Annotated in this window: 24 protein-coding genes and 1 pseudogene; 19 read left to right on the top strand and 6 right to left on the bottom strand. The window is 59.5% G+C overall.

What is annotated here, in order from left to right:
* Positions 1-41: 41 nt before the first annotated feature.
* Positions 42-866, top strand: coding sequence for an endonuclease/exonuclease/phosphatase family protein (locus HGP14_RS11730; protein ID WP_168830008.1), 825 nt, complete (start codon positions 42-44; stop codon positions 864-866).
* A gap of 59 nt (positions 867-925) precedes the next feature.
* Here the strand turns inward: HGP14_RS11730 and HGP14_RS11735 are convergent, their stop codons facing one another.
* Positions 926-1,915, bottom strand: a complete 990-nt coding sequence (locus HGP14_RS11735) for an MDR/zinc-dependent alcohol dehydrogenase-like family protein (protein ID WP_246704425.1) — start codon at positions 1,913-1,915, stop codon at positions 926-928.
* 237 nt (positions 1,916-2,152) lie between these two features.
* Here HGP14_RS11735 and HGP14_RS11740 point away from each other — a divergent pair, with 237 nt between their 5' ends.
* From HGP14_RS11740 to htpG, 4 genes are all read left to right on the top strand, one after another.
* Complete coding sequence (locus HGP14_RS11740) at positions 2,153-2,440, top strand: acylphosphatase (protein WP_168830009.1); 288 nt, start codon at positions 2,153-2,155, stop codon at positions 2,438-2,440.
* Positions 2,441-2,633: 193 nt separating this feature from the next.
* Positions 2,634-3,059 carry a hypothetical protein gene (locus tag HGP14_RS11745; protein WP_168830010.1) on the top strand — a complete coding sequence of 142 codons (426 nt, stop codon included), beginning with the start codon at positions 2,634-2,636 and terminating at the stop codon, positions 3,057-3,059.
* A 21-nt stretch (positions 3,060-3,080) separates the two neighbouring features.
* Entirely contained in the window at positions 3,081-3,464 is a 384-nt protein-coding gene (locus tag HGP14_RS11750) for a hypothetical protein (protein WP_168830011.1), read from the top strand.
* 235 nt (positions 3,465-3,699) lie between these two features.
* Positions 3,700-5,592: a molecular chaperone HtpG gene (gene htpG / locus HGP14_RS11760; RefSeq protein ID WP_168830012.1), complete on the top strand. Its 1,893-nt coding sequence runs from the start codon at positions 3,700-3,702 to the stop codon at positions 5,590-5,592.
* A gap of 192 nt (positions 5,593-5,784) precedes the next feature.
* Here htpG and HGP14_RS11765 read toward each other — a convergent pair whose 3' ends face one another.
* The gene (locus HGP14_RS11765) at positions 5,785-6,639 is read right to left on the bottom strand and encodes a glycosyltransferase family 4 protein (protein WP_168830013.1); all 855 of its coding nucleotides are present in this window, start codon (positions 6,637-6,639) and stop codon (positions 5,785-5,787) included.
* A 37-nt stretch (positions 6,640-6,676) separates the two neighbouring features.
* Here HGP14_RS11765 and HGP14_RS11770 point away from each other — a divergent pair, with 37 nt between their 5' ends.
* The 8 genes and pseudogenes from HGP14_RS11770 to HGP14_RS11805 all read left to right on the top strand — a co-directional run bounded on the left by HGP14_RS11770 (position 6,677) and on the right by HGP14_RS11805 (position 13,040).
* Entirely contained in the window at positions 6,677-7,687 is a 1,011-nt protein-coding gene (locus HGP14_RS11770) for a Crp/Fnr family transcriptional regulator (protein ID WP_246704426.1), read from the top strand.
* 533 nt (positions 7,688-8,220) lie between these two features.
* Positions 8,221-8,361: pseudogene (locus tag HGP14_RS11775) on the top strand (NADPH-dependent FMN reductase); the annotation flags it as partial.
* Positions 8,362-8,449: 88 nt separating this feature from the next.
* Positions 8,450-9,262 carry a DUF1206 domain-containing protein gene (locus HGP14_RS11780; protein ID WP_168830014.1) on the top strand — a complete coding sequence of 271 codons (813 nt, stop codon included), beginning with the start codon at positions 8,450-8,452 and terminating at the stop codon, positions 9,260-9,262.
* A 197-nt stretch (positions 9,263-9,459) separates the two neighbouring features.
* A complete protein-coding gene (locus tag HGP14_RS11785) occupies positions 9,460-9,795 on the top strand; it encodes a hypothetical protein (protein WP_168830015.1) in 336 nt (111 codons plus the stop codon).
* A 155-nt stretch (positions 9,796-9,950) separates the two neighbouring features.
* Positions 9,951-10,259, top strand: coding sequence for a DUF2934 domain-containing protein (locus HGP14_RS11790; protein ID WP_168830016.1), 309 nt, complete (start codon positions 9,951-9,953; stop codon positions 10,257-10,259).
* Complete coding sequence (locus HGP14_RS11795) at positions 10,246-10,665, top strand: metal-dependent phosphohydrolase (protein ID WP_168830017.1); 420 nt, start codon at positions 10,246-10,248, stop codon at positions 10,663-10,665. The genes HGP14_RS11790 and HGP14_RS11795 overlap by 14 nt, the downstream gene beginning before the upstream one ends.
* A gap of 214 nt (positions 10,666-10,879) precedes the next feature.
* Positions 10,880-11,062 (top strand): hypothetical protein, encoded by a 183-nt coding sequence (locus HGP14_RS11800; RefSeq protein WP_168830300.1) that lies wholly within the window; start codon positions 10,880-10,882, stop codon positions 11,060-11,062.
* Between the two features lie 1,759 nt (positions 11,063-12,821).
* Positions 12,822-13,040, top strand: coding sequence for a DUF982 domain-containing protein (locus tag HGP14_RS11805; protein WP_409527074.1), 219 nt, complete (start codon positions 12,822-12,824; stop codon positions 13,038-13,040).
* A gap of 86 nt (positions 13,041-13,126) precedes the next feature.
* Here HGP14_RS11805 and otnI read toward each other — a convergent pair whose 3' ends face one another.
* Both otnI and ltnD read right to left on the bottom strand, forming a co-directional pair.
* On the bottom strand, positions 13,127-13,900 hold the full coding sequence (gene otnI / locus HGP14_RS11810; protein WP_168830019.1) for a 2-oxo-tetronate isomerase: 774 nt from the start codon (positions 13,898-13,900) through the stop codon (positions 13,127-13,129).
* A complete protein-coding gene (gene ltnD, locus HGP14_RS11815) occupies positions 13,900-14,820 on the bottom strand; it encodes an L-threonate dehydrogenase (protein ID WP_168830020.1) in 921 nt (306 codons plus the stop codon). The genes otnI and ltnD overlap by 1 nt, the downstream gene beginning before the upstream one ends.
* A 201-nt stretch (positions 14,821-15,021) precedes the next feature.
* On the opposite strand from ltnD, the gene otnK reads away from it, so the two are divergent.
* The 6 genes from otnK (at position 15,022) to HGP14_RS11845 (ending at position 21,076) form a co-directional block, all read left to right on the top strand.
* A complete protein-coding gene (gene otnK, locus HGP14_RS11820) occupies positions 15,022-16,305 on the top strand; it encodes a 3-oxo-tetronate kinase (protein WP_168830021.1) in 1,284 nt (427 codons plus the stop codon).
* Positions 16,298-16,939: a 3-oxo-tetronate 4-phosphate decarboxylase gene (gene otnC / locus HGP14_RS11825; RefSeq protein WP_168830022.1), complete on the top strand. Its 642-nt coding sequence runs from the start codon at positions 16,298-16,300 to the stop codon at positions 16,937-16,939. Before otnK ends, otnC begins: the two co-directional genes overlap by 8 nt.
* Before the next feature lie 42 nt (positions 16,940-16,981).
* Complete coding sequence (locus tag HGP14_RS11830; RefSeq protein ID WP_168830023.1) at positions 16,982-17,887, top strand: NAD(P)-dependent oxidoreductase; 906 nt, start codon at positions 16,982-16,984, stop codon at positions 17,885-17,887.
* Positions 17,888-18,670: 783 nt separating this feature from the next.
* A complete protein-coding gene (locus HGP14_RS11835; RefSeq protein WP_168830024.1) occupies positions 18,671-19,306 on the top strand; it encodes a response regulator transcription factor in 636 nt (211 codons plus the stop codon).
* A 174-nt stretch (positions 19,307-19,480) separates the two neighbouring features.
* A complete protein-coding gene (locus tag HGP14_RS11840; RefSeq protein ID WP_168830025.1) occupies positions 19,481-19,879 on the top strand; it encodes a DUF1236 domain-containing protein in 399 nt (132 codons plus the stop codon).
* A gap of 171 nt (positions 19,880-20,050) precedes the next feature.
* Positions 20,051-21,076 carry a LacI family DNA-binding transcriptional regulator gene (locus HGP14_RS11845; RefSeq protein WP_168830026.1) on the top strand — a complete coding sequence of 342 codons (1,026 nt, stop codon included), beginning with the start codon at positions 20,051-20,053 and terminating at the stop codon, positions 21,074-21,076.
* 202 nt (positions 21,077-21,278) lie between these two features.
* Here HGP14_RS11845 and HGP14_RS11850 read toward each other — a convergent pair whose 3' ends face one another.
* Both HGP14_RS11850 and HGP14_RS11855 read right to left on the bottom strand, forming a co-directional pair.
* Positions 21,279-22,553, bottom strand: coding sequence for an MGH1-like glycoside hydrolase domain-containing protein (locus tag HGP14_RS11850; protein WP_168830027.1), 1,275 nt, complete (start codon positions 22,551-22,553; stop codon positions 21,279-21,281).
* Between the two features lie 145 nt (positions 22,554-22,698).
* Positions 22,699-23,760 carry an ABC transporter ATP-binding protein gene (locus tag HGP14_RS11855; RefSeq protein ID WP_168830028.1) on the bottom strand — a complete coding sequence of 354 codons (1,062 nt, stop codon included), beginning with the start codon at positions 23,758-23,760 and terminating at the stop codon, positions 22,699-22,701.
* Positions 23,761-23,790: the final 30 nt, after the last annotated feature.

Below are 23,790 nucleotides of genomic sequence, written 5' to 3' on the forward strand. Positions count from 1 at the left end.
GGCCTAGCCATTTTCGATCAACGGAGCACACGCAACCTCCGATGCATGCCCGAAAAGACAATCTCCCCGCCAGCATTCTGACGTCGATCCGCAACCGGAAAAAGCGGCTGGATGCCATGCTTGCAGAGGCAAAGCCTCGATCCGAGGGCACACTGATCGCCTCGTACAACGTCCATAAATGCGTAGGCGCCGACAGGCGCCGCGATCCTGAGAGGACAAGCCGCGTGATCCACGAGATCGGCGCGGACGTGATCGCTCTCCAGGAGGCCGATACACGTTTCGGCGAACGCACCGGCATCCTTGACCTGGCGCGGCTTGAGCGCGAGACAGGGCTTATTCCGGTTCCGATTTCTGGCATGTCAAAGGCGCACGGCTGGCACGGAAATGTCGTGCTTTTCAAGAGAGGTTTGGTGCGCGACGTGCACCAGATCAAACTGCCCGGCCTTGAGCCGCGTGGCGCGTTGGTCGCGGAACTGGTTTTGGAGAACGGCGGAGAGCTTCGCATCATTGCCGCGCACTTTGGGCTTTTGCACCATTCGCGCGCGCGACAGGCGCAAATGCTGGTCGAGCTGATGGCGGATCGCACGGAGGTGACGACGGTTCTGCTCGGCGACCTCAACGAGTGGCGGCTCGGCGACCGCTCGTCGCTGAACACGCTTCAATCCGCTTTCCACTCGCAACCCGCTGCCGTTCCGAGTTTTCCGGCACGCCTGCCTGTATTGGCGCTCGACCGCATCATGTCAAACCGCAAAGGCGTGCTCACCGCGGTCGAGGCGCACGATACGCCGCTCGCCCGCGTTGCCTCCGACCACCTGCCCATCAAGGCGGTTCTCAACCTGAAGCGCGTGGAAGAGCTGACGGCTTGATCCTGATCTGCAACGGCCGGAATACGGCTACTAGGCCTCTCGCGCTTTGAAACCCTCACTCACAGGTACATCATCAATGCCTTGAGAAATCCGTGAGGCCGGTCACGCGTCATGTCGAGCGCCTCGTCGAGCCGCTCCAGTGGAAAGTGGTGCGTGTAAAGGCTTGAGGGGTCGAGCTGCCCTTCCTGAACAGCTTCGACGGCATCGCGAACGTCCTGCACACAAACAGCAGGGTCGCGTTCATGGGCATTGATGACATCGAATCCCCGCTGGTTCCAAAGCCGCATGTTATCCTGCTGTGCATCGCCCTGATGATAGCCGGTAACAATGAGCTGTCCGCGTTCTTTCGTAAGTTCGCCGGCGAGATCGAGCGGCCACTGCCTGCCGTCGGCCTCGATAACGCAGTCGCAGAAGCGGCCATCGGTGAGCGCCTTGACCTCGTCGATGATCCGGGAGTGGTCATGCATCGGGATGGTTTCGGATGCACCCGCGCGTCTTGCCAGTGCCAGCGAGAACTGGTGAGGGGAAATGGCGATCACGCGTGCTCCGGCCGAGACTGCGAGCTGCATCAGCAGTGCGCCGAGGAAGCCGATGCCGACGACCGCGACGGTGTGGCCGGTTCGGATCAGGCTGCGTTTGAAGATGTTCATCGAGCGGCCAAGCGGCTCTCCCGGAAAGGGTTGGCCGGCCAGTTGGTCTGGCAGTCGTATGACGGCATTCTTATCGGCGATGTCGTGGGTCGCATAGGCGTGATCGCTCAGCGCTGCAACGCGATCCCCGACGAAAAGATCTTCGACCTCTGCCCCGACGGCATCGATGACCCCCCAGCCTTCGTGTCCCAGGCCGCCAGGTTCTGTCGGAAATTTCATCCATTCGGCCCCAGCCCACGGTGTGAGGCTCGAAGCGCAGACACCGCAGCCTTCGAGTGCGACGCGCACCTGGCCGGCGGCCGGTTCGGGAAGCGGCAGGGTATCGACTCTCATCTGGCCAGCACCCGTAAGCACCGCGGCCTTCATCCGAGATGGCAGCGCCGATGTCACGATGTTCATGAACATTCCTCCTCAAGCAACAGCTATTGCGGCCATGCGGCAATTCAACCGGCACGCGGCTCTCGACCGCCTTCGAGCTGAACAACGAGCACTGCTTCGGGGAGTGACAACGAAGGGCAGCCCGTGCGTCGCGGCCAGCGCTCATCGGCGGCTGATCCGCCGCCCAAAATAGCGTAAGCTTGGACGGCGGAAGCGACCTTTCCGCACTCACGCGGACATGAGCCGAGGGAGAGGGCTATGACGGATGATCGCCAGGCAACATTGGTGCGAATAACCGGCAGGGTACAGGGCGTGGGCTTCCGCCTCTGGGCACGCGACCAGGCTCGGCGTCTCGGATTGACAGGTTGGGTTCGCAACGAGGCTGATGGCTCCGTCAAAGCCTTGATTGCGGGCGAGACCCCTGCGGTTTCCGCCATGCTGAGCGAGTTTCGGAAAGGCCCCCGCGGCGCTGCAGTGTCCAACGTCGAGGTGCAGCCGATCGCGATTGACGAAGCGCCGTCGGAATTCAGCATCAGAGCGGGCTGACGACGGCAGTTTTGGCGTAACCTGCATCGCATTCCGCTCTTCCCGAGACAGGGAACAACTATCTTTCAAAGGGGTTTCAACCAACGCGATGCCGGGTGATTTCGTCCGTGTGAGTGGTTTCGGCATCGCGGTTTGGATTGAAGTGTGTTGCGACAGAACCGCGACACTTGCAGGAATGCAAGGGGAGAACGAAATGGGACACGGACCTGAAACGTGGACGCAGCGTTCGTCGGCGGAGGAAGCAGCAAGCTCCGGTCTAGTCGGCGAGGCTGTCTTCGGAGTCGAGGAAACGGGCGCAAACGACTTCGAGACCGCTCGTCGTGCGGCTGCTCAATCGCGGAAGCATCTGAGGGTGGAAGTCGCGCTTCTGCGACAGCGGGTAGCAGACTTGCGGCGGCACGCCAGTGCGGCGGCTCAAGCGTCCCACAACGCCGTCCGGGCAGAAGCCAAATGGATCGATGACAGTGCACATGCGCAGCTAGGCCAATATCCTTGGCTGAAGCTCTTTGGCGCGATGGCGGTGACGTCGATCGTTGCCCGGATGCTTCGCCACGCTTCGCTGAGCGGGATCGCCACCGCTGCAGTTGCCCTGATCGCGTCCCAACGCAGAAGCAGATAGATCTGGGAAGGAGAGCAGTTCATGCCAGTGCGCAAGGGGAAAACCGGCGAGACCGCTGCGATAGGAGCGCGGATCATCGACAAGCACAAGAAGGTTGTCAGCGCTCCGCAGCCTGAAAGCGACTCGGAGGCGGACATAGGCGCTCTTCGCAAGGAAATCGACAGCTTGAAGGCTAAGGTTGCCGAAGTTGCAAAGAAGGTGAGAAGCCGGGCGGCCGAAATTCCACAGCAAACTGAAGCCACAGTTAGACTCCGTCCCGTACTGGCGCTTCTGATAGCGGCCGCGGCCGCAACGGCAGTCGCCCTTCTTGTCAGTCGGGCAACAGCCGTACCTCGCCGCAGCCGCTATCGCCGTTTGGTCGATGAGATGCAGGAGAGATTGGCCGATCTGCGTATGCTTCGATAGAGGGAGCGGTCTGTCGCGACCATCACCGTCTAGGTCGCTGAAGATCTCTGTGCCTCGTAGCGAAGGGAGGGCGCGTTCGCTCGCAAACGGAATAATTCTTGGGCTTGCACTGGTCGCACTCGCCGCAGAAGATCGTGAAGGGCACGATTGTTGAAGGACGGGACGGCCGTCTTGAATTTCGGGCCGCCGTTTGCCACTTTTCCGGCGATTTAAGACCTCCAGGAGACCATGACACATGACGACGTCCACCGCAGAAAAGCCAGCTGAGAGCCACGTCTTTGAGGCCGACGTCGCCCGCCTTCTGCACATGATGGTTCATTCCGTCTATTCGGATAAGGACGTCTTTCTGCGCGAACTGATCTCAAACGCCGCCGACGCCTGCGAGAAGCTGCGTTACGAGGCGATTGCAAATCCGGCACTTCTTGCCGGCGATACCGACAGCAGGATTACGATCTCGCTCGATGAGGAAGGCCGTAAGTTCACTGTCGAAGACAACGGCATCGGCATGAGCCGCGACGAGCTGATCGAAGCACTCGGCACCATCGCTCGGTCCGGGACCCGCGCCTTCATGGAGCGCATCGAAGCTGACAAGGCTGGCGAAGGGACTCAGCTGATCGGGCAGTTCGGCGTGGGTTTTTATTCCTGCTTCATGGTGGCCGATCGCGTCGACGTCGTCTCCCGTCGCGCTAGCGCAGATGAGGCCTGGCTCTGGTCCTCCGAAGGCAAGGGGAATTATCGGATCGCTCCCGTGGATGCGGTTGACGCTCCCGCGCGGGGGACTCGCATCACCCTGCATCTGATGGAGGAGGCCAAGAGCTATACGTCCCGCTGGAGCGTCGAGCGCATCGTCAAGGAGCAGTCCGGTCATGTGCCGGTGCCCATCAGCATCGTCGTGAAGCCGGGTGACGAGCCGGCGCAACTGACCGACGGGACAGCCCTCTGGGCAAAGTCAAAAACCGATATCACGCCCGAGGAGTATACGGACTTCTATCGTGGCGTCTCCGGTCAATACGATGAACCAGCGCTTAACGTGCATTTTCGCGCCGAAGGCAGGCACGAATATACTGCACTTGCTTTCGTTCCCGGCTCCCCGCCCTTCGATCTCTTCGATCCCGACCGCAAGGGCCGGATGAAGCTCTACGTCAAACGCGTCTTTATCACCGATGAGGCCGAGCTTCTGCCACGATATCTCCGCTTCGTCCGCGGCTTGGTCGATAGCGCCGATTTGCCGCTCAACGTCTCTCGCGAAATGATCCAGGAAAGCCCCATCCTGTCGGCCATCCGAAAGGGCGTGACGAGCAGGGTCATCACCGCCATGGAAAAGCTTGCCGAAAGCGATGGCGACGCGTTCATCAAGCTCTGGGAAGCCTTTGGCAGTGTCATCAAGGAAGGCATCTACGAGGATTACGAACGGCGTGCGCAGCTGATGGCGCTCTCGCGCTTCCGCACCACCGCATCCGGCGAGGGTTATCGGTCGCTTGCGGATTATGTGAAGAATGCCAAGGAAGGCCAGACCGCTATCTATTATTTGACGGGCAGCAGCCCTGAGCAGCTGAAGGCATCGCCTCAGCTCGAAGGCTTCAGGGCTCGTGGTATCGAAGTTTTGCTCCTGACGGATTCCGTCGACAGCTTTTGGGTTACGAACGCGCCGGAGTTCGAGGGGAAGGCCTTCAAGTCGATTACGCAAGGCTCTGCCGATCTCGCGCAATTCAAGAAGGTCGATGGACAAGCGGCTGCGAGCGAGGAAACGCCGTCCGACATCAGGGGCTTCATCGCCTTTGCCAAGGATAAGCTGGGGCAGGAGATTTCCGATGTTCGCGCATCGGATCGCTTGACGGAAAGTGCTGTCTGTCTGGTCGCCTCCGAGCAGGGTTACGACCGCCAGCTTGAGAAAATCCTCCAGGGCGCTGGCCGATTGCAGTCCGCTGCGAAGCCGATTCTGGAAATCAATCCTGATCATCCAATGATCAAAGCTCTCGCGGCGAACACGATCGATTCATCTCTTCGCGAAGATGCGGCCTTTCTCCTGCTCGACCAGGCACGCGTACTGGACGGCGATAAACCGATCGATCCTCGCGCTTTTGCCGAGCGGCTGGCGCGGCTGATGGAAAGGGCGCTCCCGCAGTAAAGGACGCGCTGAACCTCCGGCAGAGGATGGGGCGCCATAAGGCTCGCGGCAAATGTCGGCATTCAGCGGCTTAAACAGTGTTCGCGGACGGCTGCCGGTGAACGTACTTCGCGATCAGGGACGCGCTGCGTTTGCTGTCGAAGCTGCCGACGACGCGCGCTCTCGCCGAGTTTGCAAGCTTTGAGGCCAAATTCACGTCCCGTGCAATCCGTTCGATGGCGTCGGCCATGGCTGGTGATAGCCGCCGCCTCCACGCTCGTCTTCGCCCGCGATCTCGAGACGGGCGTCGAAGCCGCGCGCGCGCAGTTCGGCGATCGCGCGGATAAGATCGCTGTGGCCCTTGCACGGATTGAGCCGGCCGCATGAGAACACGCGCAACGGACTGTCTCCCGAAAATGCACGATAGGGGGCGGAGCGCACGAATCGTTCCGCTTCTACGCCCATCGGTGCGATCTCCAGGGTAGGCGGCAGGCTACCTGCGAGCTCTTGCCGAACTTCCCCAAGTAGGCGTTCGGTGATGACCACGGCAAACGCAGCGTGGCGCCACTTTTCGCGCTGGTTGGGGCCGTAGTCGCTAAGCGAGCCGTGCAGTGTGATGCTGTACGAAGGTCCGCCCAGGAGGTGCGCGAACATCGCGATGTGCGCCGAGTCGGCACAGGAGTGGACATGTACGTGCGAAATGCCGCGGTCGTGTGCGCCGCGCTTGAGCCGCGCCCCCATGGCCGCGAGCGCCATCAGGCGGGCCTTGCCCATGAGTCCGAGCCCATCCGCGCGCGCGATGGAAGCGGCGGCGCGGGCAAGCCTGACGGGTCCGGCTGCCACAAGCGCGGCGATTGCCGATGCGATGTCCGGAATGCCGCGCGGTGTGAGATATGTCGTACACTCCGCGGCCTCTTTCGCCCAGCTATGCGACATGAGGGCCGCCGGCGGCAGGCGGGTGGAGATGGTTTCGGTATCGATCCCAAATTCGCGCAGCGCGTCGAGTTCGCGCCGGAAGAAGATATGTGTCTGCGCGGGAAACTCCGGAATCAACACGCCGATTTTCATCGTCCGCTCTTAATCCTAGAAATATTTGGACAAGGAGATGCGACGCATCTTTACCCGGTTTTCGATTTTTGCACAGAGATCGATCGGAAAAAATGCTTTTAACGCATCGCGCGTTCTTTATAATAGTGAGAGAAACTATAGTAACACGGAATCTGTAGCTGGAGCGATAAGACTTACTCCAGTTTATATCGGGCGGCTCGCGCAGTTGTTTTTGGGAATGGCCCTGCCTCAGAAAGGACTGTCGAACCTTCGGCACCATCGACAGGTCGGCGAAGACGGAACTTTCCGGTTTTCTTGCAGTTCAATCCTGCGGGAGGGAGTTGTTTTACTGTTCAGTCTCAGGGAGGGGAAGGCGATGTTCAACAAGATCCTCAGTCTTCTCGAGATGAAGGACCGCGAACCGTTGCTGGCAAAGCTGGAGCCCGTCGATCTGCCACGCCTTTTCACCCTTTCCGAGCCCAACCAACCTCAAGAATACACCTTCTTTCTGGAAGCGGGCATCGGCTCGATCATCAGTATGTCTCCTTCGGGGCAAACCGCCGAAGTCGGGATTTTCGGCGCCGAGGGAATGTCACCGCCCAATAGTCTTTTTGAGGATAACCAGGCACCCTTCAAGGTATTCATGCAAATCGCAGGATATGGCCACAGGATCAGAAATGATGACCTGTTCGAGGCTCTTAAACAGAGCCATTCCATGCGCAAGCTTTTGAGCCGTTATGCGCAAGCTTTGTTCGTGCAAACCGCCTACACAGCTCTTTCGAACGCGACGCATCGGATCGATGAGCGCCTCGCGCGATGGATACTGATGGTGCATGACCGCACGGTGGGGGATCGTCTTCTGCTTACTCATGATTTTCTGGCGGAGATGCTTAATGTCCGGCGCCCGAGCGTTACGACAGCGCTCCACATGCTGGAGGGTTACCGCTTCATCGTCGCTGAAAGAGGGCTGGTTACAGTCCGCGACCGGGCCGGTCTGGAGGCGTTTGCCGGAGACGCCTATGGCGCTCCGGAGCGGGAATTCAAGCGGCTCATCGGGGCAATGCGCTAGCAGAACTTAGGGCGGAATCGGCTTTCTAGCAGGTAACTTTGGAACCTGTTTTGCACTTCGAAGTTCATAGACCGAGGCTAGTTCGGTCTCGTCTATGGAGGAACCATTCAATGGCAGGACAAAGTGGCACACACGAGAGCGGCGGCAAGTCGGGCGGCAGCAAGAGCGCCTCAGGCTCAAAGTCGTCGACATCCGGAAAGCAGGCTAGCTCTCGCGAGCAGCAGTCAAAATCGGGACAGCAAAGCGACAAAAAATCCAAGTAGACAGCAGATGCCCGCCGGACCTCACGGGGCCGGCGGCTATTTGGCGAACAAGCACGCTATCGCCTCTCACACTCTTTGACTGCTCAGCGACCCCTTTCGTCTTCATCGCGTCTGACACCTTTTTTACCTTCGGGTCGTTCAGGTTTTCGTCGGTTGCATCTTTAGCCCTCTCAGCATCATCTTTCGCCGGCAAGTACCCTGATGGCCTGCTGCCCTGGGGACCTTCCCAGCGAGGGCTCTGTTCCGTTGTGCCAAGTTTCCCATCTTTTCTGGGTCGCGGCGCGCGGCATCATGATCGTCACGCCAGTAAACTGGTATCAGCCTTCCTCACCCGTCAAACTTATGATGGACCGGCTTGTCTGCGCCGACGGTGGCAGCCCAGATCCAACGCGCACGCAGGGCAAGGATGCAGCAAGTATCACGATGCATTCCCGCATGTGCGGGAAGGAACTGCCTTGAAGCCGTCACGTTTCATCATTGGCTTCAAGGGGAAGACGTTATGGATACCAGATCGAAACTCGAATGGCTGGCACGCTGCGGCTACGCGGCGCGTGGGATTGTGTTTTTACTGATCGCGGGACTGGCGCTGCTATCAAGTTTTGGCGGCGGCGCACCGGATTCGAAATCAGCTCTCCAAGTCGTGCTCAGCCAGCCGCTCGGCAAGGTGTGGTTGGGGTTGATTGCGGTCGGCCTGCTCGGTTTCGTCTTCTGGCGTCTCGCGCAATCGGTCGCTAATGCCGACAATCACGAGCACTCGGCAAAGGGCTACGTCATCCGCGCCGCGTTGTTCGCAAGCGGGCTGACCTACCTCGGTCTGACAGCCTATGCCGCCAGTCACTCATTGGGGCTTGGGGTGGGCGAGGGCTCTGGAGGCGCAAGCTGGACAGCATGGCTCATGGCACAGCCTTTCGGGCGGTATCTCGTCGGTGTGGCAGGCCTCGTGATCGTCATAGGCGGCGGCGTAACGATTTTCAAAGGGCTGACTCGACGCTTCAGAAGGTATCTTCGGCTCGATGGGAACATAAAGAGCGCCGCGACGCTGATCTCAGTCTACGGGCTTGCGGCACGCGGCCTGATCTTTATCATCATCGGCGGCTTGCTCGTCTATGCAGCCTCCGCCGTTGACCCTGGGCAGGCGGGTAGCATGCGCGATGCGCTGGCATGGATCCGCAAGCTGCCTTTCGGAGCAGTCCTCTACACGCTTGTTGCGCTCGGTTTGGCCGCTTTCGGCGCATATAACCTTATCGAGGCGCGCTGCCGGATCGTTCACGCCCCGTCCCTTGAGCAGGCAAAACAGGCCCTACCGATATGAACGCGACAAATGGCCGAAGCCACGGCAGCGGGTTTGGCCGACGCCCGGATGCTGATGATCTGCGACGATTGCGACGCGATGCTCAGGTCCCCTAGGTTCGACGAAGTTCATCTGGTTTTTCTTAAATTCGCAACACTGCATATATGCAGCTGCGCCGGATCATGGCATCTTCGCTTCGATGAGAAGCGGAGTTCCGCATGACTATTGAAAGGCGCCGGGCGGCTGCAGCGAAAGCCTTTGAACGTGCCCGGAGACTGGGGCTTGAAATCGATCCTGACCCGGCCTTTGCCGCCTTGATCCAATCCTGGATCAATGGCGAACTGACAATGCCGGAGGCACGGGAGCGATACCTCGCCTCGCTCAAAGATCGCACCCAGCGTGCAACGGGAGGGCTTTTGGGGTCGGCGCTTCCAGAAATAGCAGAAAACGAGACAACGGCAGCCATCGACGACAGCGCACCGCCGAGCGCCGAGGCAGGTCAGCCGCCGGTTTTAAAGCGACGACGACGCCGAACGCGGGCGAAGTCTTCATAGAAGGTTCTCCCCGCAGTCGTCCCGACTTCATCCTTACCTACTGAGATTGGCGCCGCAAACAGCTGCGGCACCGGCACAATAAAATCTACGGGCTGCGGCTTTTCTTCCGGCCAAATCACGCTACCTCGATCAGACGAGAGCGGCAGGAGGAAACTATGGGTGACAATCGAGAGGCACAGATACGTCGACGCGCTTACGAGATCTGGGAGCAGGAGGGGCGCCCGCACGGAAAGGATTTGTCCCACTGGATAAAGGCGTTCGAAGAGATCGAACGCACAACGGAAAAGGCTGAGAAGCAAGCGAGCAAATCTGGCGGACGAGCAAAGAGCGCTCGCGCGAGCGGCGCCACCCGCCCGGCAAGCACGGCATCCAAGCAGCGTTCGGACACGGCCACCAACGCCAAGGAGCCGCGAAAAACGCCGATGAAGCGCGGAAAGGGCAACGGCCAAAATGCGCCATCTTGACCAGGCTATTGCGATCGCCGCCGAAGCGCACGACGGGCAGAGCGACAAAATCGGCAATCCGTTTTTCGACCATACCCGCCGTGTAGCGGAGACCGTAAGCGGAGACGACGAAAAGACCGTCGCTTACCTTCATGATGTTGTCGAGAAGGGTCGCGGCTGGACACTTGACCGCCTCAAGCAGGATGGCCTTCCCGGCGCAATCCTCTCCGCCGTCGACGCCCTGACCCGGCGGCCGGATGAGGACTACGAGGATTTTGTCCGGCGAGCGATTTCCAACCCATTGGCGAGACCGGTCAAGCGCGCCGATCTTGAAGATAATCGGTGGCAGTGCGAGCAGATCGGTCGCGACGCCAGCAAATACCAACGCGGGCTCGATATTCTGGATAGCCGCGAAGGCGCTGATTGAGGGCCGGGCCAGTCACCGGATATGATGGGCCGGCGGGGCAAGATATGGTTTGCCGGGAGGTCTCAGCCCACCGAACGACAATGCGCCTGGACACCTTGAAATATAGGAATTCAGTCCTCATTTAGAGGCCATCGCCCAAGCTTTGCGACCTTCGCCGCTCCGTCTCTTTGCGCCGGGTCGTAGGAGCTATGTCCAAGCGTGGAATGTGAGCATCATGGTAAGTAGAATCAGGAGAACGCCAACCGTCCAGCAGCGTATCGAGGCGTTCGAACACACCAACAAAATCGCTGTTGAAGCCGCCGAAGAAGAACGGCGCAGGCGCGAGGAGAAAACCGCGCGACTACGCGCCGCGCGTATTGCGCAGGCGGCCAACGATCGTACAAAGAGTGAAGCGTAAGTGACGTTATCGCCGCAGGCGAGCCGTAGCTTTTCCCTCGGCTCAGGCTGCCGGAGTTTCAAAGCCGGGCTCGTGTATTCCTATGAAAAGGACCGGATAGAACCGGTCCTTTCAAGTGACTAGAGCTAGGCAACTTACGGGCAGTTTGGATTGTCCATAGTCCGAGCGGTGCCGCTGTTTGTGTTAGTATTCGGGTTTGCTGCTTGGGTACAGTCGGAAGAATCGGGCGACCTGGTTGGGCTGTTGGTCGTGCTGTTGGTAGTGTTGGGATCAATAACTGCCGGGTTGCCGGTGTTATTATTCATCGAGCCGCTGTTGGTCGAGCCAGTCCCAACTCCGCCGGTTGCCGAGCCACCTACGGAGCCAGATGCGCCGCCTGCACTGCCGCTAGCGCCGGCACTGCCGGAGCCGCTCGCCGATTGTGCCATAGCCGAGGTCGCTAGACCGACCGCGAAAGCCGTGGTTGCTATGATCTTGAGAAGCATCGAATTCTCCTTTTTGCTTCTGTTATCGACCAAGGCTCAACCATCCGGCGGCGTCAAAGTTCCAAGGGAAATCGACGGGTCGGTACCGCGCCAATATTGCGGCCGAGGGTGATAGGGCACTGTCCGCACCGCCAATTCCCGCTCTGATCTTTAGTACCACGCGCCAGTAAGAGCTTGCTTCAAGCTGATCTCCACTCGGTTCGCCATTCCTTTGAATCGCGCAACGCTTTCGCCGGCGGAATACAACAAGGGCTCGCCTTACAAAGTAAAGCGAGCCCGAGCTGCACCTCAGGGGTTGCCTTCTAAACCCTTCAGCGTGGAACTGGAATTACCCCAGACCTATGCCCTGTTCCGAGGCCACATTGCCAGAAGGCTTAGTTCGGGCAAACTAGCCCAAAAGGATTAGTACGGTTCAGGACTCAATGGTGATTCTTACCGGCCGGTGCAATCATCGCCAGAACGCGGCAGGGTCGATGGATGCTCTCGTCATTTCGGGCGAACGAGCCGTTTTGGGCCGCGTTTTGAAATAGGTGCGCGCGGGCGACGTCTGAAGGTTGTCTTCTTATGCCGGAGTGATGACTTCCTAATTTGCTTTCCCATCTCTGCATCCCTTGCAGGTTCAGATAGCCATCGCAGCGGCAGGTATGGGTTTGGGAACGAGCATCCCCTCCGTGCTCCCACTGATTAGTTGGTCCATCTCCGTCAACGACAATATCTGCGACTTAGACCAGATCGAAGTCCGTACGCATCACGCGCCGCATTTCCCATCAAGAAGAAGCCCGCCTGAAATGGCGGGCTGAGGCGGATCCACGATACCTAGCTGTAAGACTGATTGGTACGTCCGCGGATTATTCTGTAAGCACGAAATTGATATGAAAGATGAGAAGATCATATTCAATTTCAGATTTATCCATTTGTAATAATAAATCAACAATTTTGAAGCATTACTATAATTGCGGTGGGCATAAGATACGCAATCTTTCGTATGTAATACTCGTATTTGGCAGAATCCCGCAGCCAAAGAGCAGCTCTTTCCTCGATGTCTCTGCGCTCGAGCGTCCCTCGCGCTCCGGTGCAACTTGATACGCAAGGCAGTCCATAGCGCTAAATTTTGCCGATCGGAAAAGGAGTGGAAGAAGGGCGATGAGAGCCGGAATTCATGATGTCGCCTCAATTGGAACGGGATTTGCATAATTACTAATATGCTTACGCTACGGGGGCCAAGTGTAATGAAACTGCACGCATCGGATCAGTTTCCAGCTCTGACGCTCGTCATGAGGGGTAGAGCAAAGTACAAGATTGTCAGGACCGTAAGAGACGCGGCGGAGATCCTCATCATCGATTGGCCAAGCGATGATGGTGAAGAATATGTTACGGCAGTCAGGGCTTGCCTCCGGGCCTTGCACAATGAAATTCCGCCGGAATCTGTCAGAGCGGCGCTCATACGCGCGGCCGATGAGGAGCGCATCTCGTATATTTCGCTTGTTGCCTAAAAGCTGTGCGAAGCTTTCGAGATTGTATCAGTACCGCGAGAGGAGTCCGGCATCCGGCACTCAAAGGCTTATGGGCGACTTCCCGCCTATTTTTGAAATGCGTCAAGCCAGCCGAGGCCGGCGACCGTATCGCCGGCGGGACGGTATTCGCATCCGACAAAGCCTGTATAGCCGAGGAGATCCAGCTCCCTCAGAACACGCAAATCGTCAAGCTCGCCCGTTCCGGGCTCATTGCGCGGCGGCACGGAAGCGATCTGCACATGGCCGATGATCGGCATGAACTGCCGAAGCCCTGTCAGCACGTCGCCGTGGATGATCTGGCGATGGTAGATGTCGAATTGAAGCTTGAGGTTGGGCTTGTTCAATGCATCGATCAGATCGGCCGCAAAGTCGAAGTCGTCGAGAAAGTATCCCGGCATGTCCCGCGGGTTGATCGGTTCTATGACGATATCGATGCCGTCCTGGCCGGCCCGGTCGCAGGCAAATGCCACAGCATCGCGATAGGCCTCCACCGCAGCCGGATCCTTGCGTGAAGCCCGACCGGCCATGACATGCAGCCTGCGAACGCCGGTGCTTCGGGCATACGTTAGAGCGATATCCACCGATGCCCGGAATTCGCCCTGCCTGCCGCTAAGCGACGCCAGGCCGCGTTCACCTGCCTGCCAGTTGCCGGGCGGCAGATTGAAAAGCGCCGGCGTCAGGCCGTTTTCCTTCAGCAGCGCCGCAACGACCTCTGGCGGATGGTCGTAAGGAAACAGGAATTCGACGGCGGTAAAACCAGCCTTGGCGGCAGCGGCAAACCGATCGAGAAACGCCACTTCGTTGAACATCATCGTGAGATTTGCAGCGAATTTCGGCATCAGCTCGCCTTTGGTTCGCCGGGGAGATCAATGCCGGTCACCTTCGCGATGAGCCTTGCGATCGAGGCGTCATCGTCTTTACCCATGCCGGCCGCAGCCGTCATGACAAACATCTGAAGCGCCGTGGAGGTGATCGGCAGCGGAAACTTCAGCCCGCGCCCGAGGTCCGAAACGATTCCGAGATCCTTCGTGAAGATATCCACTGCGCTATGAGGGGCGTAATTGCCCTCGAGAATGTGGGGAACGCGGTTCTCGAACATCCAGGAATTGCCTGCAGACGCGGTAATCACCTCATAGACCTTGTCGATATCGAGGCCGAGCGCCTTGGCGAAGGTGATCGCCTCGCAGGCCGCGGCAATGTGAACGCCGGCAAGGAGCTGGTTCACGATCTTGAAAGAGGATCCGATGCCGGCCCGATCTCCAAGTTCATAAACCTTTGTAGCGATTGCATCGAGCACCGGACGGGCATGGCTGAATGCCTCGGCAGGCCCGGAAGCCATCACCGTCAGCTCTCCGGCCGCGGCCCGTTTCGCACCGCCGCTGATCGGTCCGTCGATATAGCTGAGACCAAGTTCGGCTGCGCGTCGCGCCAGATCCTCGGCGGTCTGCGGCGGCATCGTTGCAAAGGAAAGGATCGTGCCGCCCTTCGTCATTCCACCCGCGGCGCCATCATCGCCGAACAGGACCGCTTCGGTCTGGGCGCCGCTGACCACGACCGTTACGACGACATCCGCACCATCGGCTGCTTCGGCCGGGCTTGCGGCCGCCCGCCCGCCTGCCTCGGAGAAGCGCGCCAGCGTCTCGGCGCTGATGTCGTAGCCGCTCGTTTCGAAACCGCTTCTCAGCAGCGACGAGGCCACACCGAAGCCCATCGATCCTAGACCTATGACGCAGACCTTCAAGCTCGCTCGTTCGCTCATGTTCCAGACCCTTGTTCCGTTCACTGCCGCGCAGCTGGCAATTGCTTGACCTGCGGAGCACGGAAAAGTAATGACAGCGCTGCCACTCTATGGTTAGCTTATCCCGAAAACGGTTTGCAAGATCTATTTTGGTCGAGGTCGGAAGGTTTATCCGCGTTGGGAAAGCGCATCCGACCCGGCCCGTACAGGAGGAGAACTGATTTGCTCATCGGTGCAGTAGCCGACGATATTACCGGGGCCACCGATCTTTGCCTCATGCTGTCCCGCGAAGGGATGAGAACCGTGCAATTGATCGGCGTGCCGGAGGAGGGGAGTGATTTTCAGGACGCCGACGCGGTGGTCGTCGCGCTGAAATCCAGAACGGCGCCTGCCGAAGAGGCTGTCAGCGCTTCGGTCGCGGCAGCCCGCAAACTGCTCGCTGCCGGTGCGGAGCAGTTGCTTTTCAAATACTGCTCGACATTCGATTCCACCGATGACGGCAATATCGGGCCGGTCGCAGAGGCGCTTCAGGATCTGACCGGCGGCGAATTGACGATCGCCTGTCCATCCTTTCCCGCAGCCGGACGAACCGTCTACAAGGGTCATCTTTTCGTCGGCGATCGCCTTTTGTCGGAAAGTCCCCTGAAGGACCATCCTTTGACACCCATGCGTGATCCCGATCTCGTCCGCGTCCTGCAGCGGCAGACGAAGCGATCGGTCGGTCTCGTGGATTGGCCGGTGATTGCCAAGGGAGAAGCGGCAATCAAGGCGGCGTTTGCGCAGCATCGGGCGGAGGGCAACCGGATCCTTATCGTCGACACGCTGTCGGATGCCGATCTGCGTACAATCGGCACCGCCTGCGACGGCATGAAGCTTGTCACGGGCGGCTCCGGCATCGCGATGGGATTGCCCGAGAATTTCAGAAAGAGAGGCAAACTGCTGGCAAGGCAGGCGGTGACCCGCTTGACCGCGCCGGCTGGGCGAGCGGTTATCCTTGCCGGATCCTGTTCGCTCGCAACCCGCGGCCAGATAGAGGCGGCCCGCAATGCCGGCATTGCGGCTCGTCGGCTTGATATTTCGACGGTTGCGGACGGAACCCAGACTGCTGCCAAGATCGCCGACTGGGCGATTTCGCAAGCTGCCGACCGGCCGCCGCTTATCTATTCCAGCGCTAGCCCAGAGGAGCTTCTCGGAATCCAGGCAGCCATGGGACGTCATGAATCCGGGGCACTTGTCGAGCAGACGCTAGCCGAGGTTGCCCAGCGGCTTCTGGGGAATGGCTTTGCCCGCTTCCTCGTTGCCGGCGGGGAGACATCGGGTGCCGTGATCAATGCGCTCGGGGTCAAGGCGCTTTCGATCGGCCCTGAAATCGATCCGGGCGTGCCATGGACCCGCAGCATCGGCGGGCCGGACATTGCACTTGCCCTGAAATCCGGCAATTTTGGCGCCCCGGACTTTTTCCTGAAAGCCTGGACGCTGCTTGAAACGGAGACGTCCGATGCATGAGATCAATCGTCTGCGCGAGGAGATATGCCGCACGGGGCAATCGCTTTTCGACCGCGGGCTGACGTCCGGCTCGACCGGCAACATTTCAGTGCGTCTGCCGGACGGCGGGTGGCTGATGACGCCGACAAATGCCTCTATGGGGTCGCTTGATCCGACGCGACTATCCCTGTTCGATGCTTCCGGCCGGCTTGTATCCGGTGACGCGCCGACCAAGGAATCATTCCTGCATTTTTCGATGTATGGCGAGCGCAGCGATGCGGGTGCAGTTGTCCACCTCCATTCGAGCCATGCGACCGCCGTCAGCATTCTGCGCGACATCGATCCGCAAGATGTCCTGCCGCCGCTTACGGCCTATTACGTCATGCGCGTTGGGCGCCTGCCGCTGGTTCCCTATTTCGCGCCGGGGGACATGGCGCTCGCGGAGGCGGTCAAGTCGCTGGCCGGGCGCCATCACGCCATGCTGCTGGCCAATCACGGGCCGGTCGTCGCGGGGACGACGCTTGCAAACGCTCAGTTCGCTGCAGAAGAGCTGGAAGAGACGGCAAAGCTTTTCCTCATGCTGCAGCATCACGCAAAAAGGATGCTGACGCCGGAGCAGGTGGATGACCTGCGGAAGCGCTTCAACCTTCCCTAAGACCCTGCGGGCGGCAGAACTTCACACCTACGGGAGAGCACTATGGCTGAAATGCAGGAGAAAATCGGCTTTGTCGGCATCGGTCTGATGGGGCACGGTATTGCCAAGAACATCGTCGAAAAGGGTTTTCCGCTTACGGTCATCGCTCACCGCAATCGCAAGCCCGTAGAGGACCTGATTGCCCGAGGCGCTACGGAAGCGAGATCGCTGACCGAGCTGGCGGCGAATTCGACGATGATCTTTCTCTGCCTCACAGGCTCGAAGGAAGTTTCCGCCGTCATCGAGGAGATGAAGCCGGCGCTCGTCGCCGGGACGGTCATTGTCGACTGTTCGACGGGAGATCCGACGGTCACCATTCGCCTAGCGGAGATGCTTGCCGCGCAGAATGTCCACTTTGCGGACGCGCCGCTGAGCCGCACGCCGAAAGAGGCGTGGGAGGGAACGCTGGACTGCATGGTGGGTGCCCAGGATGAGGTTTTTCAGCGAATACAGCCGGTAATCTCCACCTGGGCGGCGAAGATCGTGCACATCGGCGGCATTGCCGACGGCCACCGGATGAAACTTCTCAACAACTTCATATCCCTTGGCATGGGCGCTCTCTTCGCGGAGGCGCTCGCCCTTTCCCGAAAGGTTGGAATCTCCGTCGAGCGCTTCGATAGCGTCATTCGAGGCGGCCGCATGGATAGCGGATTTTACCAGACCTTCATGGGCTACGCTCTCGAAGGCAACCGGAATGCCCATCGCTTTACGCTGTCGAACGCCTACAAGGATCTAAAGTATCTGGAATCGATGGCGAATGACGCGACCATCGTCACGCCGCTCGCGAGTGCGGTGAAAAATTCCTATGCCGCGGCAGTGGCTGGCGGAGGCAGCGGACCGGAAGACTATGTGCCTCACCTCGCGGATTTCGTCGCACGGCAAAACGGGCTCGATAAGCCGGGCAACTAGCAATAACTTGGGCCGATGTCGCATCGGCCGTCATATTGAGCTGGAGACCTGCCGCCTCCGTGCGACAGGCTTCATGGCCGCGTCGTCACGACGGCTTATGAAACGGCAGCCCATTTTTGTCATTCGTCCGGCGCTTAGTCTCTTCACGAGAGGCGTCTGTATGTTGAACGGCAATTGGCGATATGGGAACGCATATCAAGATTCTAAGCAGTAACGTTCGGCAATTGAACGACTACAGACCAACAAAATCCACGGGCATACAGTACGACTGCGTCGTGATAATCTTCGGCATCTGAAGAAATTCCAACTGATCCGGAAAGATAGGGTCCAAAGTCTGGAACAATCAAGGCCACATGGCGTTGTAATGCAGCTTTCCGTGGGAGGACAATTCAGGCTTCCGTCGTCGCCGTAAGTCGCGCAACCGAACGCGGCTCTATGGCTGGCCGCCTGATGGATTGCGATGACATTTTAATAAGCATGTGATTGTCGATGAGCTTCTTATCGCACTCCCTCGCCAGGCAGTTCTGCTCGCAGGCGGCTTCGTGTCTACCCCACGATGCTGCTCGTTGGCGCTTTTTTGTGCAGGAGACGCTCAACAAGGCACATCACAAGGGGGCAGGGTTCGGGGAGATGGCTTCGATGTCAGGAGCTTCGCCGGCCCGCCTCGGTTTAGCGGGTCTGGAAAATCGCATTGGGAGCCTGCGGGCTCGTTGAGGTGGAGACATGCGCAAGAGGTACAACGGTCAAAACGTCGCTCCGCGGATGGGAGCTGGAGAAAGCCCGATGGAAGATACGAGCCTAGCGGTGATCGATGACCACCCTCTATTCAGGGCGGGAGTAGCCAGAAGCCTTGGGGAGATGGGCTTCATTATCGTCGGCGAAGGGGGTACCAAAGACGACGCCATCCGAATTTCCGAAGAGCTTCGACCCGATGTGATCCTGATGGACATCTCCATGCCGGGCGGCGGCATCGATGCGATCCCTTTGATACTTGATCGCGTGCCGAACCAGAAAATCGTCATGCTGACCGTGTCCGAAGCAAGCGATGACGTGTCAAAGGCGCTCAGCAGTGGCGCCAAGGGTTACGCGCTCAAGGGCGTCGGCTCGAAAGCACTGGCTGACATCGTTCGCGGGGTGGCGCGCGGGAAGTGCTATGTTGCACCGACGCTGTCGGCCCGCCTGATCTTGGGGCAGTTCGGATCCTCGGCTCCCAAACGGAAAGCGCTGGATCTTCTTACGGGCCGCGAGCGGGAGGTACTTGAGTTTGTCGCTCAGGGCCTTACCAACAAGCAGATCGCTTTGAACCTTGGCCTTCATGAGAAGACTATCAAGCATCACATGACGCAGGTCCTGGCGAAGCTCAAGGCCTCCAACCGCACCGAGGCCGCGATGGCCCTGCGCGATGCAGTCGACAGGTGAGATCAAGGTCCAAACAGAGGTTGATCTTGTTCGCGTAGGACCAAGGTCAGACCACTCGCCGGACCGAAGTCCGATGCCGGAACAGCTTGATGCAGCTCGCGTTTTCGAACTAGCTCAGCCGCTGCTCCTCGCAGGGGAGGCCGGCCAGGGCAGAACGAAGACAAGGAGAATGTCATGAAAATCAAAATGATTGCCTTCGCCGCAGCCTCGCTTGGCCTGCTTGCAGGCACAGCCTACGCACAATCGTCCACAGTCAACGGGGCTGCCGGCGGCGCGGTCACCGGCGCCATCGTTGGCGGGCCGGTCGGAGCTGCTGTTGGCGGCGTTACGGGCGCCATCGTCGGAACCATGATCGATCCCCCTCCACAACAGGTTGTGACCTATGTCCAGCAGCAGCCGATCCCGAGCGAGTCTGTCGTCGTCAGGGAGAAGGTCATTGTCGGCCAGCCGCTGCCTGAGACTGTGGTGGTCACGCCCGTCCCGGAGAACCCGAAATACGCCTACGCTGTCGTCAACCACGAGCGTGTCATCGTCGAGCCTTCCTCCCGGAAGGTCATCCGCGTGATCAACTGACCCCCGAAAGAATGGAGAGCGGCAAACCGCTCTCCATTCTTTGGAAAGTGCCCCGCTCAACGAAGACTGTCTCAACGCCTGGCTGCTCGTCGAACTGAGCGTCTTGATATAAGCCGCAGTTGGCGTCACGTTGGGGCGTTGAGTTGCAAGGGGCGGGGGAACGAAGAAGCGATGCAGCAGAAGCAGCGTCTGCCGGCCAGGAAAAGCAAGGTGACCGTCAAGGACGTAGCCTTACGCGCAGGGGTCGGCGAATCGACGGTTTCGCGCATCATGCGCAACAAGGGGCCGGTGGCCGAGGAAACGCGTGAGCGGGTGATGGAGGCCGTGCGTGCGATCGGCTACGTGCCCAACCGGATCGCCGGGTCGCTTGCCTCGCTCGATTCCCATCTGGTTGGGGTGGTCGTGCCGTCACTTTCGAACATCGTCTTCCCGGAGGTGCTGCAGGGCGTCCACGCCGCGCTTCGCGGCAGCGACTACCAGCCTGTCATCAGCATCACCGATTATGACATCGACTTGGAGGAAACGATCGTCCGAGGCTTGCTGTCATGGAAGCCCGCGGCAATCCTGATCGCCGGCTTCGATCACACGCCGGCAACGCACCGCATGCTTTTCGAAAGCAATGTGCGTGTGGTCGAGATGATGGATATCGACGCCACGCCAATTGATGTCGCGGTCGGCATGTCTCATAGACGCGCGGGCTACGCGATCGGAAAGCATCTGGTGGAGCGCGGATATCGCCGGTTCGGCTATGTCGGTCATGATTGGCAAGCGGACCGGCGCGCGCGCCTTCGCTATGAGGGGATCTGCGAGGCTCTCGGCGACGCCGGGCTCAGAATTGCTGCTCATGCAATGGCTGATGGTCCAAGTTCCGTCAGTGTCGGACGAGAGATGACGGCGCGCCTTTGCGCGCAGAGCACGAAAGTCGATGTCATCATCTATTCGAACGATGACATGGCGGTTGGCGGCGTGTTCCAGTGCCTTGGGAGCGGTCTCCGCATTCCCGAAGATGTCGCGCTCTTCGGCTTCAATGGCCTGGATATAGGCCGAGAGCTGCCTCAGCCTCTCTCGACGGTTCGATCCAATCGGTTCCTGATTGGCCGCACATCCGTGGAGAAGGCATTCGAGACCCTCGAGCGTCCGGCAACGAAGTGCATCGTCGACACCGGCTTTGAGATTTTTCCAGGAGCCACAGCATAAGTCAGGGGTGATGAGGGAGGCCGGATTTACCGCTTTTTGAGTTGGCTGTCATGACGGCGTCAAGGTCCGGTACTAAACGGGCGGGCATACTGCCTCCTAAGATACTGCGTACCGTGTTTCATCACCTAACGGCCCCGCCATCGTGCGGGGCTTTTTGGCGAGAGAGATAGCCGCTGGTCACACTGCCTGTTCGAGCACCTTGTTACGGTGCCGCCTTGCTTAGTTCCATGTAAGCAGCAGCGGTCCAGGAGAAATCGAGCCCACCACAACCCTCGCCGGTGATCGGATCGAAATATTCGGCAAACCCGATCTTCTCGATAGCGCCTATGGTGGAGCGGCGCAGTTCGGCAGCCATCTCGGTGAGGCCGTTGCGGTTCAACCCGTCGATCAGCAGCCAGTTGATGATGGCCCAGGAGGGACCCCGCCAGTAGCGCTTAGCCTCGAAACCTGAATAGGTCTTCGGCGTTGAAGGGAAGGCCACTTGCATGCCATCCGACCAGAGCGTCATTTCGGCGCTGGCTGCCGTTAGGATGTCTCGATCGAGGTCGAGTGCGAGCAGCGGAACGAAGCCGGCTTGGGTTGGGGCTTCGATGTCTTCGCCAGAAACGAGATCACGGGAGACGAAACGCCTCAGCTTCGGCCGCCATTGCGACAGGAGTGCAGCACGGGAGCGGCTGTTCATCGCCTGCAACTCCTCTGCCTCAGCGGTGCGGCCGAGTGCGCGCGCCAGTACCACGAGCTCCTCGCCGGATTTCAGGAGTATGGCGGTCGTCTGGACTTCGGCGATCTTGAAGGGTGCGACTTCCCATTGCCGGGCCGGGTCCCAGCCACAGGCCGCATAGGTGTCGACCAAATGGATGAAGCGTTTGTAGTCTTCGTCGCGCGGCCGCATGGAGGCGTCCACATGGCCGGTGTCCTTGCGCACGATCACGGTCTCGGTCGTGGTCGGCACCCGCTGCATGGCAAGGTCCCAGGCAGGCGAATTGTCGCTGCCGCTTTCCCAAGGGTGCAGCAAGGCCACGAGGCCGGTGCCCTCCGGGTCTCGGGCCGCATACCACCAGCGATGCCAGGCAAGGGCGGCCTCAAACAGCGGCATCGAGCGCTGCACGGCGTTCTCAAGGCCACTGGCAACCGCCGCATCGTGGACGCGTTTCAAGGCCATGCCAAAGACCGGCGGCTGGGTGATCCCGGAGGTCGGCACACTGTGGGACGTGCGCCAGACGGCCGGGCCGGGGAAATAGGTATCGCTCGGTGCATGGAAAACAATGTGCGGTATCATGCCGTCCGCCCACTGTCCTTCCACCAGACGCTCAAGCTCGCGATAGGCGCGGAGCACGTCGTAGCCAGCGAAACCCATGGCGACGAATGCAGAATCCCAGTTCCATTGGAAAGGATAGAGGCGGTCGGTTGGCACCGTGTATCCGCCACGATCGTTGGTCTTCAGGATGGCGCGAGCCTTTGCGATGAAGTCGTTCATTTCAATTCCTTGGCGAAACTAACTAAATTGGCGGCATGCCCCGCGTCCTATGCGAGGCGCGCCCTGGCATTCCAAACCCGGCTGCACCGCGAGCACACCGAGGTCGGCCGAAATGAGCGGCGGTCTACTTCCGAAAGCGGCCTGCTTATTGCTGCGGAAAACGCGGATAGGGCACTCTGTTACCGTTGTGATCAAACAGATGAAGGTTTGAGGTGTTGAATTCCAGCCCGACCTGTTCGCCGGCCTTGATGCGAGCACCCCCCGTGACACGAACGTTGACCGGCGCATTCAGGCCGTCGATATCGACATAGATGAAGCTGTCGCTCCCCAGATGTTCGGCGACGCCGACGGTCCCCGCCAAGGCTGCGGAACCGGGATCGGCGAGGTGGATGTGTTCGGGGCGAATTCCGAGAAAGCTTACATTGCTCGCGCCCTGCGGAACGAGGCGGGCAGCCCGCTCGCTCGTGAAAGGGGCGCAGTCGATGATATTCATCTTCGGGGAGCCGATGAACGTCGCCACGAAAAGATTGCATGGCTTATCGTAAAGCTCGAGCGGCTCGCCTTGCTGCTGAATGGCACCTCCGTTGAACACGACGATCTTGTCGGCCAGCGTCATCGCTTCCACCTGATCGTGGGTGACATAGATCATCGTCTTGCCCAGCCGCTTATGAAGCCTCGCGAGTTCCATCCGCATCTGCACGCGCAGCGCCGCATCGAGGTTCGACAAGGGTTCGTCGAACAGGAAGGCGACCGGCTCGCGCACGATGGCCCGCCCGATTGCTACTCGCTGGCGCTGGCCGCCAGAGAGTTCCTTGGGCTTGCGCTCCAGCAATTTCTCCAACTGCAAGATTTCCGCCGACGTCGCGACGGCCTTGTCCTGAGTTTGCCGGTCGGCACCTGCAATGCTCAGGCTGAAACTCATGTTCTCGCGTACGGTCAGGTGCGGATACAACGCGTAAGACTGAAAGACCATGGCCAGGCCGCGCTTGTCGGGCCCAGTCCGCGTCACGTTCTTGGCGCCGATGACAATCTCGCCGGAGGTCGTTTCCTCGAGGCCTGCAATCAGCCGCAGCATGGTCGACTTGCCGCATCCGGACGGACCGACAAACACCACGAATGATCCATCGTCGATGTCGAGGTCGACACCCTTGATGATTTCGACGGAGCCGAAGGACTTGCGAATTTCCCTGAGACTGATTGCACCCATGGTTTACCTCTTTCTAGATCGTTTTGCGGC

It is taken from the genome of Rhizobium sp. P32RR-XVIII, assembly GCF_012641395.1.
Classification (GTDB): Bacteria; Pseudomonadota; Alphaproteobacteria; order Rhizobiales; family Rhizobiaceae; genus Rhizobium.